Origin of the sequence: Rhodococcus sp. AD45-ID (genome assembly GCF_003023755.1) — a bacterium.
Lineage (GTDB): Bacteria > Actinomycetota > Actinomycetes > Mycobacteriales > Mycobacteriaceae > Rhodococcus_F > Rhodococcus_F globerula.
Genome location: NZ_PYHL01000003.1, coordinates 491,311 through 506,329, shown reverse-complemented (window position 1 = coordinate 506,329; position 15,019 = coordinate 491,311). Strand labels below are relative to the sequence as shown.

At 62.1% G+C, this 15,019-nt stretch carries 16 protein-coding genes; 7 read left to right on the top strand and 9 right to left on the bottom strand.

Features of this window, described 5'->3' with window-relative positions; genetic code table 11:
* Positions 1–210 precede the first annotated feature (210 nt).
* The 6 genes from pstB to C7T36_RS26435 all read right to left on the bottom strand — a co-directional run bounded on the left by pstB (position 211) and on the right by C7T36_RS26435 (position 6,075).
* Positions 211–987 (bottom strand): phosphate ABC transporter ATP-binding protein PstB, encoded by a 777-nt coding sequence (pstB, locus tag C7T36_RS26460; protein ID WP_033233969.1) that lies wholly within the window; start codon positions 985–987, stop codon positions 211–213.
* Positions 988–1,045: 58 nt separating this feature from the next.
* Complete coding sequence (pstA, locus tag C7T36_RS26455) at positions 1,046–1,954, bottom strand: phosphate ABC transporter permease PstA (protein WP_033233968.1); 909 nt, start codon at positions 1,952–1,954, stop codon at positions 1,046–1,048.
* 3 nt (positions 1,955–1,957) lie between these two features.
* Positions 1,958–3,049, bottom strand: coding sequence for a phosphate ABC transporter permease subunit PstC (pstC, locus tag C7T36_RS26450; RefSeq protein WP_045068825.1), 1,092 nt, complete (start codon positions 3,047–3,049; stop codon positions 1,958–1,960).
* A gap of 67 nt (positions 3,050–3,116) precedes the next feature.
* Positions 3,117–4,235, bottom strand: a complete 1,119-nt coding sequence (pstS, locus tag C7T36_RS26445; RefSeq protein WP_033233966.1) for a phosphate ABC transporter substrate-binding protein PstS — start codon at positions 4,233–4,235, stop codon at positions 3,117–3,119.
* A gap of 189 nt (positions 4,236–4,424) precedes the next feature.
* Positions 4,425–5,324, bottom strand: coding sequence for a mycothiol synthase (gene mshD, locus C7T36_RS26440; protein ID WP_033233965.1), 900 nt, complete (start codon positions 5,322–5,324; stop codon positions 4,425–4,427).
* A 1-nt stretch (position 5,325) separates the two neighbouring features.
* Positions 5,326–6,075 (bottom strand): response regulator transcription factor, encoded by a 750-nt coding sequence (locus tag C7T36_RS26435; protein WP_033233964.1) that lies wholly within the window; start codon positions 6,073–6,075, stop codon positions 5,326–5,328.
* Between the two features lie 142 nt (positions 6,076–6,217).
* Between C7T36_RS26435 and C7T36_RS26430 the strand changes: the two genes are divergently transcribed.
* From C7T36_RS26430 to C7T36_RS26405, 7 genes are all read left to right on the top strand, one after another.
* Positions 6,218–6,997, top strand: coding sequence for an LmeA family phospholipid-binding protein (locus C7T36_RS26430; protein WP_045068822.1), 780 nt, complete (start codon positions 6,218–6,220; stop codon positions 6,995–6,997).
* On the top strand, positions 6,994–7,467 hold the full coding sequence (locus C7T36_RS26425; RefSeq protein ID WP_033233962.1) for a thioredoxin family protein: 474 nt from the start codon (positions 6,994–6,996) through the stop codon (positions 7,465–7,467). Before C7T36_RS26430 ends, C7T36_RS26425 begins: the two co-directional genes overlap by 4 nt.
* Before the next feature lie 10 nt (positions 7,468–7,477).
* The gene (locus tag C7T36_RS30835; RefSeq protein WP_353805918.1) at positions 7,478–7,564 is read left to right on the top strand and encodes a putative leader peptide; all 87 of its coding nucleotides are present in this window, start codon (positions 7,478–7,480) and stop codon (positions 7,562–7,564) included.
* Between the two features lie 154 nt (positions 7,565–7,718).
* Complete coding sequence (locus C7T36_RS26420; RefSeq protein ID WP_045068819.1) at positions 7,719–8,189, top strand: DUF4395 domain-containing protein; 471 nt, start codon at positions 7,719–7,721, stop codon at positions 8,187–8,189.
* A gap of 78 nt (positions 8,190–8,267) precedes the next feature.
* Positions 8,268–9,101 carry a sulfurtransferase gene (locus C7T36_RS26415; protein ID WP_045068818.1) on the top strand — a complete coding sequence of 278 codons (834 nt, stop codon included), beginning with the start codon at positions 8,268–8,270 and terminating at the stop codon, positions 9,099–9,101.
* A 3-nt stretch (positions 9,102–9,104) separates the two neighbouring features.
* On the top strand, positions 9,105–9,410 hold the full coding sequence (locus C7T36_RS26410) for a DUF1416 domain-containing protein (RefSeq protein ID WP_033233959.1): 306 nt from the start codon (positions 9,105–9,107) through the stop codon (positions 9,408–9,410).
* A 277-nt stretch (positions 9,411–9,687) separates the two neighbouring features.
* Positions 9,688–10,329, top strand: a complete 642-nt coding sequence (locus tag C7T36_RS26405; RefSeq protein WP_181317518.1) for an FABP family protein — start codon at positions 9,688–9,690, stop codon at positions 10,327–10,329.
* Between the two features lie 233 nt (positions 10,330–10,562).
* Here C7T36_RS26405 and cydC read toward each other — a convergent pair whose 3' ends face one another.
* From cydC to cydB, 3 genes are read right to left on the bottom strand one after another with little or no spacing between them, the layout of a single operon-like run.
* Positions 10,563–12,251 (bottom strand): thiol reductant ABC exporter subunit CydC, encoded by a 1,689-nt coding sequence (gene cydC, locus C7T36_RS26400; RefSeq protein ID WP_045068807.1) that lies wholly within the window; start codon positions 12,249–12,251, stop codon positions 10,563–10,565.
* A complete protein-coding gene (gene cydD / locus C7T36_RS26395) occupies positions 12,241–13,929 on the bottom strand; it encodes a thiol reductant ABC exporter subunit CydD (protein ID WP_045068804.1) in 1,689 nt (562 codons plus the stop codon). The genes cydC and cydD overlap by 11 nt, the downstream gene beginning before the upstream one ends.
* A 42-nt stretch (positions 13,930–13,971) precedes the next feature.
* Positions 13,972–15,015: a cytochrome d ubiquinol oxidase subunit II gene (gene cydB / locus C7T36_RS26390; protein ID WP_033233956.1), complete on the bottom strand. Its 1,044-nt coding sequence runs from the start codon at positions 15,013–15,015 to the stop codon at positions 13,972–13,974.
* Positions 15,016–15,019: the final 4 nt, after the last annotated feature.

The following is a 15,019-nucleotide window of genomic DNA, read 5'->3' as shown; positions in this document are numbered from 1 at the left end:
AGCGTCGCCAGTATCTACGAGATTCACACTGTCGGCCACTCCGCCGCCCGATGGACGCACTTGCGCTGCTCATCGAATTATTCGCGCGCCCAACGATGCTCAGCGCTGCGGGCCGAAGTGGGAACTATCACCACCACCAAAAAGTTTCACCCCCGTCTCCTGTTGGAAACGGGGGTGAAACATGGTCGTGCAGTGTCTATCCGAAGCGGTTTATCCGAAGCGGCCCGAGATGTAGTCCTCAGTTGCCTTCTGCGTCGGGTTGGAGAAGATCTTCTCGGTGTCGTCGATCTCGACGAGCTGACCCGGCTTGCCGGTTGCCTCTAGGTTGAAGAACGCGGTCTGATCACTCACGCGAGCAGCTTGCTGCATGTTGTGCGTGACGATGACGATGGTGAAGTCCTTCTTGAGTTCGGTGATCAAGTCTTCGATCGCCAAAGTCGAGATGGGGTCGAGAGCCGAGCACGGCTCGTCCATGAGCAGGACGTCGGGCGAGACCGCGATGGCCCGCGCGATGCACAGACGCTGCTGCTGGCCGCCTGAGAGTCCTCCACCGGGCTTGTCGAGGCGATCCTTGACCTCGTTCCACAGGTTGGCTCCACGCAGGGACCGCTCGGCAACCTCGTCGAGGCGCTTCTTGTTGCGCTCACCCTGCAACTTCAACCCGGCGACGACGTTGTCCTTGATGGACATGGTCGGGAACGGGTTGGGTCGCTGGAACACCATGCCGATGGTCTTGCGAACGCCGACCGGATCGACGTTGGAGCCGTAGATGTCCTCACCGTCGAGCAACACGGAACCTTCGACGCGCGCACCGGGAATGACCTCGTGCATGCGATTGAGGGACCGGAGCACGGTCGACTTACCGCAACCGGAAGGACCGATGAACGCGGTGACGCTCCGAGGTGGGACGGAGAGGCCGACATCGGCAACGGCGTGGAACTTGCCGTAGTAGATGTTGACGTCCTTGAGATCCAGACGCTTGGCCATTACCGGCTCCCTACTGAGTTGTTAATGCTGTCGAGTACAAACATGTTCTGTGGCCGCGTCACTTGCTGCGGACCTGTGAGAAGTGACCGATCAGCTTGGCGACGATGTTGAGAATCGCGATCAGCAGGATCAAAGTCAGGGCGGCACCCCAGATGCGGTTGGTGCCGGCGTCGGTCGGGTTGTTCATCTCGGCGACCATAAGCGAAGGCAGCGTGCCCATTTCGCCGTTGAACAGGTCGAAGTTGATGAACGGTGCATAGCCGACGAGGATCAGCAGCGGCGCGGTCTCACCGAGTACGCGGGCCAGGGCCAGCATGACGCCGGTGATGATGCCGGGAAGTGCCGTCGGCAGAACGATTTTCGAGATGGTCTTCCACTTGGGAACACCGAGTGCGTACGACGCCTCACGCAGGTCCATGGGGACGATGCGAAGCATTTCCTCGGTGGATCGGATGACGACCGGGACCATCAGCAGCACCAGCGCGAGCGAGACGGCAAATGCCGACTTGGGGAATCCGAACGTCGCGATCCACAGTGCGTAGATGAACAGCGCGGCCACGATGGACGGAACACCGCTGAGGATGTCGACCATGAAGGTCGTGAGCTTGCCGAGCTTGGACTTACGGTCCGCGTACTCCACCAGGTAGATGGCAACAAAGATTCCGAGCGGGATCGAGAAGACCGCGCACACAACGCCTTGCATCAAGGTGCCGACCAGTGCGTGATAGACACCGCCACCGGACGCCGACGCTGTCAGGCCGCTCATCGAGTTCGTGAACCAGGTCGCAGACGTCAACGCGGGCAGGCCCTTTGCGATCACCGTGTAGAGCACCCAGACCAACGGAATGAGGGCAACCAGAACGGCGAGGCTGACCAGGATCGTCGCAGTGACGTCCGTGGCCCGACGCTTTGCTCCGACGCCTTGGAAGGTGGGCGCCTTGACCGGGCGGTCCAGAGTGGTGCTCATGGGTCAGTCCTTCTTTCCGGCGATCACGGCGCGGGCAGCAGCGTTGACCACGAAGGTCAGGACGAACAGCACCAGACCGGCTGCGATGTACGCACCCGCTTGGATGTCGTTGTTGAACTCCGCGTAACCGAGGGCAATCTTGGAGGCGATGGTCGATCCGCCGTCGAACAGAGACCAGCCGAATGCCTGCGAGGTGGTGCGCAGGATCAGGTACAGGGCCATGGTCTCACCGAGTGCGCGGCCGAGACCGAGCATCGATCCGCTGATGTAGCCGGACCTACCGAACGGAATGACGGTGGTGCGCACAACTTCCCAACGGGTCGCACCGAGCGCGAGTGCGGCTTCGATCTGCGAGCGCGGGGTCTGGATGAACACCTCGCGGGTCACCGCGGTGATGACGGGAAGAATCATGACGGCCAGCACGATGCCGGCGGTGAAGATGGTGCCGCCGCCGGTGATGGAACCGCTGCCGTCGGCGAAGAGGGGGAACCAGCCGAGAGTGTCGTTGAGCCACACGGCAACCGGAGTGATCGCCGGAGCGAACACGAGCAGGCCCCAGAGTCCGTAGACGATGGACGGGACTGCCGCGAGCAGGTCGATCGTGTAGGACAGCGGACGCGTGAGCCACTTAGGCGAGTACGACGTCAGGAAGATCGCGATACCGAGCGCGATCGGCATCGCCAGCACCAGAGCGAACAGCGACACCAGGACCGTGACCTGGAAGAGGTCGAGAACACCGAACGCCATCGCGTTGATGTCCTGCGTGACCCATTCACGGCTGGTCAGGAAGTTGACCTGGTTGCGGCTCAACGCAGGGACGGCGCGCCAGATCAGGAAGGCACCGATCGCCGCGATGACAACGGTGATGAAGATGGCCGAACCCGAAGCCAGCGAACTGAAGATGCGGTCACCCGGTCGGGTCACGGTCTTGCTGCTACCGCCGGCCGGACCGTCGTCCTTCGGTGGCTGCTCGACTTCTGAAGCCTTGATGGAAGTAATCGTGTCCTCCGTGATGCCGTTCGGACCGCCCACCCCGGCTCCGCTGGTTGCGGAGCCGGAGGAACGAGATGCTGATGTGATGGGCGCGTCGCTCATGTGCGCTCACATTCCTTCACGTTTGAATGTAGATCCATGGGCTTGTCCGTACGAGTCCGCGGTCGAATCAGCCGATGGCTGAGATCGACGCGTTCAGACGGTCCTGCACGTTTGCCGGCAGCGGGACGTAACCCTGCTCGGCAAGGTTGGCCTGTCCCTCGTTCGCGGCACTCGTCAGGAACGACTTCACAGCGGCAGACGTATCGGCGTCGTAGCCCTTGGAGCAGACGATGGAGTACGTCGCGAGAACCAGCGGGTAGGCGCCGGCTTCGTTGGTCTTGAAGATCGACGCGAGGTCGAGCGTAAGGTCGCCGGTAGCGTCCGACTTGAACTTCGCGCCGGAGATCGACGCGGCAGCAGTGTCATTGGTCAGTGCAACAGCTTCGGTGCCCGTGTTGATCTCGGCCATCGACAGCTTGTTCTGATCGGCAAACGACTTCTCGACGTAGGTGATGGAGCCCGGTGCCGTCGAAACTGCCTGAGCGACTCCGGCCGAACCCTTGGCGCCCTCACCGACGCCACCGGTGAAGTCAGAACCGGCACCCGAGGTCCATGCACCGTTCGATGCTGCCTCGAGGTACTTCTGGAAGTTGTCCGTGGTTCCCGAGGAATCGGAGCGGATCACGGGCGTGACCTTCAGATCGGGAAGCTTCGCGTCCGGATTGAGGGCAGCGATGGCCGGATCGTTCCAGTTGGTGATGCCGCCGTTGAAGATCTTGGCAAGAACCTCGGCATTGAGCACGAGGTTGTCGACGCCGTCGAGGTTGAAGGCCACCGCGATCGGACCGAAAACGAGGGGAAGGTTCCAGGCTTCGCCGCCGACGCAACGCTCCTTGGCCTTGTCCGCCTGCTCGTCCTTGATCGCCGAGTCGGAGCCGGCGAAGTCGATCTGGCCGGCGATGAACTGGGTGCGGCCGTCACCCGAACCACTGGGGTTGTAAGCAACGTTGACCGTCTTGCCCTTTTCCTGGCAGACAGCGATGTACGTGGCGACGAACTGATCCATCGCGTTCTTCTGCGCCGATGAACCAGCCGCAGAGATCTTTTCCTTGCCTTCACATGTTGCAGTCGAAGCGGATGTGTCCACACCACTCGACGATGCGTTGTTGTCGCTGCCACATGCTGCCAAGGTCATAGCACCCACGGCCACTACGCCGAGCAGAGCACCACTGCGCTTGAAATTCACCTTCGGTCCTCCGGAAATAGCTACCGCCGGGCCCACGATCAGGCGGCGACATGAGATGCAGCGCATTACTGCATCAGGCAGCGCGGCGCTGCCCATAGAGAAAAGTAGGGGGGCGCGGTGTCCGGCTGGACCACACAAAGTGAACGGAGCATGAACAGACCGGAGATTTATTCGAGTCGTCCGAGAAAGTCAGGAATTTCGGGCATAGGCCATGTCGGTGTGGAACTTTTCGAAGCCCAGTTTCTCGTACGTGTTGAGGGCTGCCGTGTTGTCTCCCTCGACGTACAGGAGAACCGTATCGAGACCCCGCTCACGCAGGTAGTGCATGCCGGCGAGCGTCAGAACCCGACCGAGCCCGCGTCCCTGCGCCGCCGGATCGATACCGACGACGTACACCTCACCGAGCTCCGGTTCGTCGCCCTCGGGCGGATGAACCTTGGTCCAGTGAAACCCCAGAAGCGTGTTCGGATCGGTGTCCGCAAACGCCAGAAACAACCCGGCGGGATCGAACCACCCCTCGGCGGTTCGCTCATCGATCTCCGCTTGCGTCCAGCCACCTTGCTCGGGATGCCACGAGAATGCGGCGTTGTTGACCCGCAAGATCTCGGAATCGTCTTCGCGGCCGCGGTACGTCCTCAGCGAAACACCTTCCGGAACAACAATTTCCGGAAGCTGCGGAGCACCGAGTGGTCTGCGCAACTGGAGGAGTTCACGAACACTGACCAGATCCAGACTCTTGGCGAACTCCACTGCCGCGTCGATGTTTCCGTGCGCCCAGACTCGCGTTCCCGGTCGGCCTTCGTCGAAAACCGAAGCGGCAAGGCCAGTTCCGATACCTTGCCGCCTGTGAGCAGGATCCACGACGAGTTCCGCCATGTCCGGGTGCTCGTCCGAACCGGCTTGCAGTTGGGCGTATCCGACGACGACACCGTCGTCGAGGATCACGAGGTGCCGAGCCTGACCACGGCCGGCAATCGCGTGCCGACCCTGCTCGGAAACCGGCGCCTTGCCGTCGAATTCCGTTGCACGGTCGACAAGTCCCGACACCTGCCGAGCCTGATCCGGCGTCAGCACATCGCTCCAACTCATGTCACAACACCGATCCGTCTGCAGCCTCGTAATCGACATCGTCGTCCTCGAATCGAATCGGCGCCGCAGCCCCGTTCTTGGAACGCGTCGGGCGAACCGCCTTGTATCCGACATTTCGGACTGTACCGATCAAGGATTCGTATTCGGTGCCGAGCTTGGCCCGCAACCGACGCACGTGAACATCCACGGTCCGGGTGCCACCGAAGAAGTCGTAACCCCACACCTCTTGCAACAACTGCGCACGAGTGAACACCCGTCCCGCATGCTGCGCGAGGTACTTGAGCAGTTCGAATTCCTTGTAAGTCAAATCAAGGGGCCGTCCACGCAGTCGTGCCGTGTACGTCCCCTCGTCGATAACCAATTCGCCCAGCGTGATCTTTCCTGACGCTTCGGGACTGGCAACGCCGCCACTGCGGGCGAGCAACAACCGCAATCGGGCGTCCACCTCAGCGGGTCCCGTACCGGGCAGGAGAATGTCGTCCAACCCCCAGTCCGCGTTGACGGCAACAAGCCCGCCCTCGGTCAGGACAGCCACGACCGGCACGGCAGATCCCGTACTTCCCAGCAATCGACACAACCCTCGTGCGGCAGCCAGATCGGTGCGTGCGTCGACCAACGCGATGTCGGCCGAACTTGCCTCGAGCAGCGACGAAACCTCAGTGGGAGCAGGCCTAACCGAGTGCGCCAGCAGCGCCAACGCCGGAAGAACTGCATCCGGGTTGGGGTCGGAGGTGAGGAGAAGCAGCTCCACACGGCCTCCTATCTAGTAGCCCGCGCACCCCGGACAGGGCGACGCTCTGGTAGTTCGACCCTTTTGGTCGGTCCCTACATTAGCGTGCGCGCCGTTGGGACCGTCGCACCGAACCTACGACGGAGTCCGTCACAATGGTGCTGTGCGCAAACTGATCATCGGCATCGTCTTCCTCCTCGGCCTCGGACTGGTCGCCGATTTCGGTGCCGCCGCGTACGCGGAATACCGAGTTTCCCGCGAGCTACGAGCCGGCGCATCACTCGATGCCGACCCCGAAGTCACGTTCAACGGCTTCCCGTTCCTCACGCAAGCGCTGGGCGGCAAGTACGAAGACGTCTACATCCGGGCAACCGGAGTCCAGAGCAACATCGTCGGCGAAGTCACCGTCGAAGCGGATCTGCGGGGCGTCACCGTCCCGTTCTCGGACCTGGTCAACGGCAGGGTGACCGAACTTCCCGTCGACAAGCTCGACGGCAGAATGGGCATCAACGCCACGGACCTCGGCAAGCTCCTCGATATACCTGACCTGCAGGTTTCCTCTCCTCCTGCCGACAAGTCCGACGGTACGGGCGGCAGCGGCGGTACCGGGGCGAGCACCGCGGGCGCGATCGTTCTGAGCGGAACGGTCCCCGTCGGCCCCATCGACACCGCGGTCAGCGTTCAGGCCAACCTCGTGCTCGAGGGAGATCAGGTCAAGATCGTGGCAAGCAATCTCTACTTCGGCCCCGAAGGCGAAGCGAACTTCTCGATCCCGGCGGTTCTCGAGCCGATCGTCCTCGGCATGTTCAGCTACACCATCGATCCACAGTCACTTCCCTTCAATCTGAAGCCGAGCCTCGTATACGCAGAAGGCGGTCGCATAGTGATCGAAGGCAGCACGGAAAACACAGTCATCAACCTCGCAGATCTGCAGAACCAATGACCGGTATCACAGTTCTACTCATCGCCCTCGTCGCCGTTGTCGCGGTCGGACTGCTCCTCAAATCACGCAGCGGAGCCGTTCGAGCCAGCGGCTCGGGTACCTCCGAAGCCGTCGGCAGCCGCATCGAACTCCTCGCCGCAGCAGGTATAGCGCCCGGCTCCGGACCAGTCGTCCTGCATTTCTCCGCAGACTGGTGTGGTCCGTGCAGCGCCGTCCGCCGCGTCGTCGATCAGGTGGTGACCACAATGGCAAACGCCCCTCATCCACCCGTCGACGTTGAACTCGACATCGACAAGAACCCGGCGCTTGCGCGTGAGATGAGCGTCCTGTCGTTGCCGACCACCTTTATCCTCGACCGCGACCTGGTGGAACGATTCCGAGTGTCCGGGGTGCCGTCCACCGCGGACCTCACAAGCGCGCTCGCGCCCTTCTCAACACCCGGTACCCCAAATTCGCCGTCTGCAGGGTAAACTCCCAACCGTGCAAACCCGCCACGAGCTCATGCTCACCCGACGCCGCGCAGTAGACCTGTGCCGCCTCGGTGGTTGTTGCTGTTCTTGTTGCTGATCACCCAGCGCTCAGCCTTCGCTGAGATTCGAGCCTTTCGCTCACGTGATCACTCTCGCCGATAACGGGCCTTCCAGCCCACATATCTCCGAGCCTGAAGCCTGAAATTCTCGGCCCAGGCAGGCACCATGCAACCAACGCAGGAGCACACCCGATGTCCACCACCACTTCGCAATCCGAGCAGGTCGACGTGCGCGGTCCGCGGTTCGCCGCGTGGATCACCACCGCGATACTTGTTCTGACACTGATCCTTTCAACATTCTCTCTGCCCGCCGCCACCGCACTGTTGGCACTGCAGGCAATAGTCTTCGCGATCGGCGCCGTCACCGGACCCAAGCGCAGCCCGTACGGACTGATCTTCGGCAAACTCGTCGCCCCTCGCATCTCACCCGTGCGCGAACGTGAACCTGTTGCGCCGTTGCGCTTCGCACAGTTCGTCGGCTTTGTCTTCGCGCTCGCCGGGACCGTCGGATTCCTTGCCGGATCCACCGTCGTCGGCACAGTCGCCACAGGATTTGCCCTGTTCGCTGCTCTTCTGAACGCAGCCTTCGGCATCTGCCTCGGCTGCCAGATCTACCCACTCGTAACGCGATTCCGCACAATCGGAAGAGCAACCACCGCGTGAAAGCGCATCACCGGTGACCCCACCGGACACATACCCCCGCAAGACCATATCGAGCACGACCACATCGAAAGGAACACCATGGCTCGCTCCGACGTCCTAGTCTCCGCCGACTGGGCGCAGCAGAACCTCAACGCCCCCAAGACCGTTTTTGTCGAGGTGGACGAGGACACCAGTGCATACGACGGCGGCCACATCGAAGGTGCAGTCCGGCTCGACTGGCGCAAGGACCTCCAGGACAGCGTCCGCCGTGACTTCCTGAACCAGGAGCAGTTCTCAGACCTCCTCTCGGCCAAGGGAATCGCCAACGACGACACCGTTGTCCTCTACGGTGGCAACAACAACTGGTTCGCCGCTTACGCCTACTGGTACTTCAAGCTGTACGGCCACAAGGACATCAAGCTCATCGACGGTGGCCGCAAGAAGTGGGAACTCGACGGGCGCGAGCTGTCCAAGGACGAAGTAACCCGTCCCGCAACGCAGTACAAGGCCGAGGCACCCGACTTCTCGATCCGCGCATTCCGCGACGAGGTCATCTCCTCCATCGGCTCCGTCAACCTCGTCGACGTCCGCAGCCCCGACGAGTTCTCCGGCAAGATCCTCGCACCCGCGCACCTTCCGCAGGAGCAGGCTCAGCAGCGTGGCCATGTCCCCACAGCGATCAACATCCCGTGGAGCACCACCGCTAACGAAGACGGCACCTTCAAGTCCGACGACGACCTTGCAAAGCTCTACGCGGACAAGGGCTTCGACGACACCAAGAACACCATTGCCTACTGCCGCATCGGTGAGCGTTCGAGCCACACCTGGTTCGTACTGCAGGAAATCCTCGGCAAGAGCAACGTCAAGAACTACGACGGCAGCTGGGTCGAATACGGCTCACTCGTCGGCGCACCGATCGAATTGGGAGCATAGAACATGTGCGGAGCACCTACTCAGGGTCAGACCCTGCCTGCCGGCGTCGACGTCGAGAAGGAAACCGTCATCACCGGCCGTGTCCTCGCGGCTGACGGCCAGCCCATCGGCGGCGCATTCGTGCGCTTGCTCGACGGCTCCGACGAATTCACCGCCGAGGTCGTCGCGTCCGCTACCGGCGACTTCCGTTTCTTCGCCGCCCCCGGATCCTGGACTGTGCGCGCACTCTCCAGCTCCGGCAACGGCACAAGCGCCGTGAACCCCGAAACATCGGGCGTCCACAACGTGGATGTCACGGTCAGCAAGTAAGTTCCGGACTCACCGGCAAAGGTCCCGCATCCCAGGAGGATGCGGGACCTTTTCTTGTCGTTTGATTTGTCACAGCCTCCCGATTTTTCCGGCAGGTCGAGGCCGTCTAAGATAGGCACGTGGTCATCTTCTTCGAGGTACTTCTCGCACTCGCATCCGTCATGATCGCTTGGTTCTCCGTGTACGTCGTTTACCGTTTGGTCACCGACGAATCGTGAGTCAAGCTCCGGGATCAGGGTCTGACGCGACAGCTGACGATTCCACCGCTTCAGGTGCCATCAGGCGCGGAAGCGGGGATGAGGCAGTCGCAATAGCTGTCGAACGTTCCAAGTCGACAGCTTCACTCAACATTCCCACTCTCCCGGATCTCCCGGTCCCCGAGGACACCGCAAATCTGCGACTCGGCCCGGACATCAATCCCGCCCTTCTGGCCCTGCTGCCGCTTGTCGGCGTCTGGCGCGGCGAAGGCGAGGGCCATGATCCGGGAACGGGCGACTACCCCTTCGGACAACAAATCGTCATCTCCCACGACGGTGGCCCCTACCTGTGCTGGGAATCCCGATCCTGGGTTCTCGACGCCGAGGGCAACTACACCAAGCCAGACACGCGCGAAAGCGGCTACTGGCGCATGGGCGGCGACGGCATCCCCGGCAGCGTGAACGAGGAAGTAGTCGAACTACTCCTCACCCACAGCTCAGGCGTCGTCGAAATGTACTACGGAACCGCGCTCACCCAGTCCTCGTGGGAGCTCGCGACCGACGTCGTGATCCGCAGCCAGTCCGGTGCACTGTACGGCGGCGCAAAGCGCCTTTACGGCATCGTCGAAGGTGGCGACCTCGCATACGTCGAGGAGCGAATCCTCGCGGACGGCGCGCTCGAACCGCGCTACTCGGCGCGGCTCACCCGCTACATCGGCTAACTGCTGCCCACCGCACGAAGCGACCCCCGAGCCATACCCACGCTTTCGCGTGGGTCCCGGTCGGACTGATCGGGGGCTCGGGGGTCGGGTGGCTGCCCGGGATTCGCCGGCCGCTCCTGCGGTAAGTGAATTCCGTCAGCGATTGCGGCTAGCTGGCAGCCACCTCACGCGTCCGTCTGTACTTCAATTTCAGACCACCTCCTTCCTTGTGTACAGGAGAAAGTACGCCCACTTCACCGCGACGGCAATCTATTTTCCGCCGAAATATTTCCGACGCATATCACCTGGTCAGCTCCAGTGTGTTCCGGAAGTTGATGGGTGACGACCACGACGGTCCGATGCGGAGCCAGCAGAGTGCCGTCTCGTCCGAGCAGTTCACGCAGCACCTCCGCGCCGGCTTCGGCATCCATGTGTTCGGTTGGTTCGTCGAGCAGCAGGATTTGCGCGGGTGAGACGACTGCCCGGGCCAGCAGCAAACGCCGACGCTCGCCGCCTGAGACTGCTCGCATGCCGCCGACGAGAACGGTGTCGAGTCCGTCGGGCAGGTGAGCGAGCCACTCCCCCAGGCCGACGTCACCGAGTACTGTCGCCGCGGCGGTAGGCGTGAGATCGCCGCGCGCTACTCGCAGATTTTCGAGCACGGAGGTCTCGAAGAGATGTGCGTCTTCTGCGAAGAACCCGATGTGTCGGCGAAGCTCTGCTGGTTCGATCTCTGAAATCGGAACGCCGCCAGCGGAAATTGTCCCCGATACCGGTGGGAGGAGCCCCGCCATCGTCATCAGGGCCGTTGTCTTTCCTGATCCGCTTTGGCCGATCAACGCGATCCGCGCGCCGGGACGCACGTCGAACGTGAGTGGCGCGGTGACGTTGCCTCCAGGCCACCCAGCGCAGAGTCCGTCGACTGTCAGGACATCCGACTCGGGCCACACGTTGTCGCCCTCTGCGATCTCCTCGTCTGCGCGGTCGAGTACCGCCATGATTCGCGCCGACGCCAACCGGGCTTTGGTCAATGCCACTGCAGCAGTGGGCAGAGCCGCAGTTCCCTCGAACGCCGAGAGCGGGAGCAATACCAGGATGCCCAGTGCCATCGGTGTCATGTCGGCATTCCCGTAGAGCACGATGCCGATGAGCAGCGACGCCAGGACGCTGACTCCCACTGCGAGAGGTGTTGCGGCAGCGGCAAATGCGCTCGGCACCGCAGCGCGGTCGGTAGCATCGACTACGTCGCCTTCGGCCGACACCGCGTCGGACACGGCAGCGTCCAAACGTCCCGCCACTCGAAGCTCGGCAGAATGATCGAGCGCGGTGACCGCTGATGCACTGAATCGCACAGCAGCAGAAGAGCTGTCGGATTCAGCAATTCGAGCAGCGCGGGCCGATAGCCAGGGAGCCAGGATTCCGGAGACCGCGAGCGCGATCGCCAAGACCATTGCCGCCGGCACGGAGATGAACATCAAGATGCCCACGGCGGAAACGGCAAGAACAGCCGATACAGCTATGGGGACAAGTGCTTTCACCACCACATCACCAACTGCATCGACGTCGGCTCCGGTACGCGCAAGCAAGTCGCCACGGCGCAGGCCGGCGGCCGCAGCCGGGTTACCCGCTGCAAGACGCGCGTATATCCGGGCCCGCGCGGACGTTGTCCCGCGCAGCGCAACATCGTGCGTCGTGAGACGCTCCAAGTAGCGGAATACACCCCGGGAGATACCCAGAGCACGCACGGCGACAACAGCAACGCTGAGATCCAGTACCGGCGGCATTTCCCAGGCCCTGGTGATCAACCAGGCCGACAGCGCCGCCAACGCCAGAGCACTGCCGAGCGTCGCCACTCCGGCCGCGACAGCGATGAGTACGCGTCGTGGTTGCAGTTCGAGGAGACCCAGTGCGCGCAGCAACGGATCGCGGTGGTCAGTTCTCATGTGCGTGCACCTCGATGATCTGATCTGCGACGGCAAGCACGCTGGGGCGATGTCCGATGACTATGACGGTGTCGCCGCCCTTCGCTCGCGCTCGCAATGCATCCAGTACCGTAGTTTCCGAATCCGCATCCAGGTGGGCGGTGGGTTCGTCCAGCACAAGGACGGGCCGATCGGACGACAGCACACGTGTCAGTGCCAGCCGCTGCCGCTGCCCGAGCGAGAGACCGACACCCCCGGCCCCCACCACGGTATCGAGACCTGACGACAGTTCGGCAAGAACTCCGTCGAACCCTGTGGCCGCAGAAGAATTTGCAAGCGCATCGGAGTCGATGGGTCCGGTGAGATGGAGGTTTTCCCGAACGGTTCCCGGCAACATGACCGGATGTTGCGGCAGCCAAGCGATCTGCGCCCACCACGTATTCTCGTCGAGTTGTCGAACGTCGGTTCCGCCGACGCTCACAAAACCACCGCTGGGTTCGATCAACCCGAGCAGGGCCTGCGCCGCGCTCGACTTGCCGGAACCATTTGCTCCGGTGAGCACCGTGATCGCACCGGGCCGCATCACTCCCGAAAGCTCGTACGGCGCAACACCACCACGCGAATTCACGCTCAGCGTGTCGAAAACGATGTCCGTGCCGCGCGCATCAACCACGACTGCGCCGCCGACGGGTGCAGAGGTGTCCGCTTCGATGACACTGAAAGCTTTGTCCGCAGCCGCCATTCCGTCCTCGGCCGCGTGAAATTGCATTCCCACCATCCGCAACGGCAGATACACCTCCGGGGCAAGAATCAACGCAACGACGCCCGGCTCCAGCGACATGTCCCCGTACACGAGCCGCAAGCCGATACTGACTGCAACCAACGCAACACTCAGCGTTGCAAGGAATTCCAACACCATCGACGACAGGAAGGCGACCCGCAGCGCGGACATCGTGGTGCGGCGATGCGAATCGCCCAGTTCCCGAACCCGCTCGGCCGGACCGTCTTGGCGACCGAGCGCTCGCAACGTGGGTAAACCCGAGAGGAGATCGAGCAATTGCGACGACAAGGTTGTCATCGCAGCCAGGGTCTTCTCGGACTTACCCTTTGTCAGCAATCCGATCAGGATCATGAAGATCGGAATCAAAGGCAACGTGATCAAGATGATCACTGCCGACGTCATATCTTGCAGGGCAATAACTATCAGCGTGATCGGGGTCAGAGTCACCGACAGGATCAACGACGGCAGATAACCCGTCAGATACGGAGCCAGACCGTCGACACCACGGGTGAGTACCGTAGCGATTTCATCTCGACGTGGGTCGAGATCGCGGGGACTCATCGCCGTCGCCGACGTGAGCACACCCTCCTTGATCTCGGCCACCACACGGGTCGACGCGCGGTGAGCAAACCGCGCTTGCAGCCAGGTTCCCAGTATCCGAATCCCGACAGCGCCTGCGAGGACACCGAGTTCGGTTGTCCACGAAGAAATATCGACGGTTCGGGTGGTGATGACTCCGGCCAGCACCCGGCCGATCATGAGCGCCGAGACTATGACCATCACGACGTTGATCATCGACAGGGCGACTGTCAGAATCAGATATCCACGCGCAGAGGCTGAATGCCGCCACAGGCGCGGATCGATCGGTCCGCGGCGACGCTCCCGAGTGGTGGGAACGTCGCCTACCTCGATTGTCACTTGAATTCGACCGTCACTTCTTTCGAGGCACTGATGCCGGATTTACCACGTCTTGGCTTTGAACTTCAGCCCGATCGACGGTGGAATCTGCTTGGTGGAGATGCGTTGACGGAATACCCAGTACGTCCAGCCCTGGTAGATGATCACGATCGGCGTCATGAACGCCGCGGCCCATGTCATCACCTTAAGCGTGTACGGACTCGACGACGCGTTCTCGATGGTCAAGCTGTACGCCGGATCCAGCGTCGACGGCATGACATTCGGGAACAGGGAGCCGAACAGCAGCACGACGGTCGCGATGACGGCCACCGTGGTGAGCACGAACGCCCACCCTTCCATTTCAGCGCGGGTCAGGAAGATAACGCCGATCAATGCTGCTGCCGCAGCGGCAACCAGAATCCACGTCCATCCCTTGCCGTATGCAAGCTGGGTCCACAGTACAAATGCGCCGGCCACCGGAACCGCCGGAATCGCGAGTCGGGCAGCAATTTTCACCGCATCTTCGCGAACCTCATCGGCGCTCTTGAGTGCCAGGAACACTGCGCCGTGCAGCGCGAACACCAGAGCAGTGGTCAGGCCGCCGAGCAATGCGTACGGGTTGAGCAGATCGAAGAATCCTGAAACGACCTGCTTGTCGGCATTGATCTCCACGCCCCGAACGATGTTCGCGAATGCCACGCCCCACAGAACTGCGGGAACCCAGGAGCCGAAAATGATGCCCCAGTCGCAACGCTGACGCCATTTGTCGTCGTCGATCTTGCTTCGCCACTCGATGGCAACGATGCGAACGATCAAGGCCACCAGGATGATCAGCAGCGGTAGGTAGAAGCCGGAGAACAACGTCGCGTACCACTCGGGGAACGCGGCGAACAGCGCACCACCGGCCGTGATGAGCCACACTTCGTTGCCGTCCCAGACCGGGCCGATGGTGTTGAGCGCAACGCGTCGACGCGTATCTGCCGGTAGGCCACTGCCTCTGCCGACAATCGGCATGAGCATTCCGACACCGAAATCGAAGCCTTCGAGGACGAAGTAGCCGACGAACAGTACTGCGACGAGCACGAACCATACTTCTTGAAGTCCCATGATC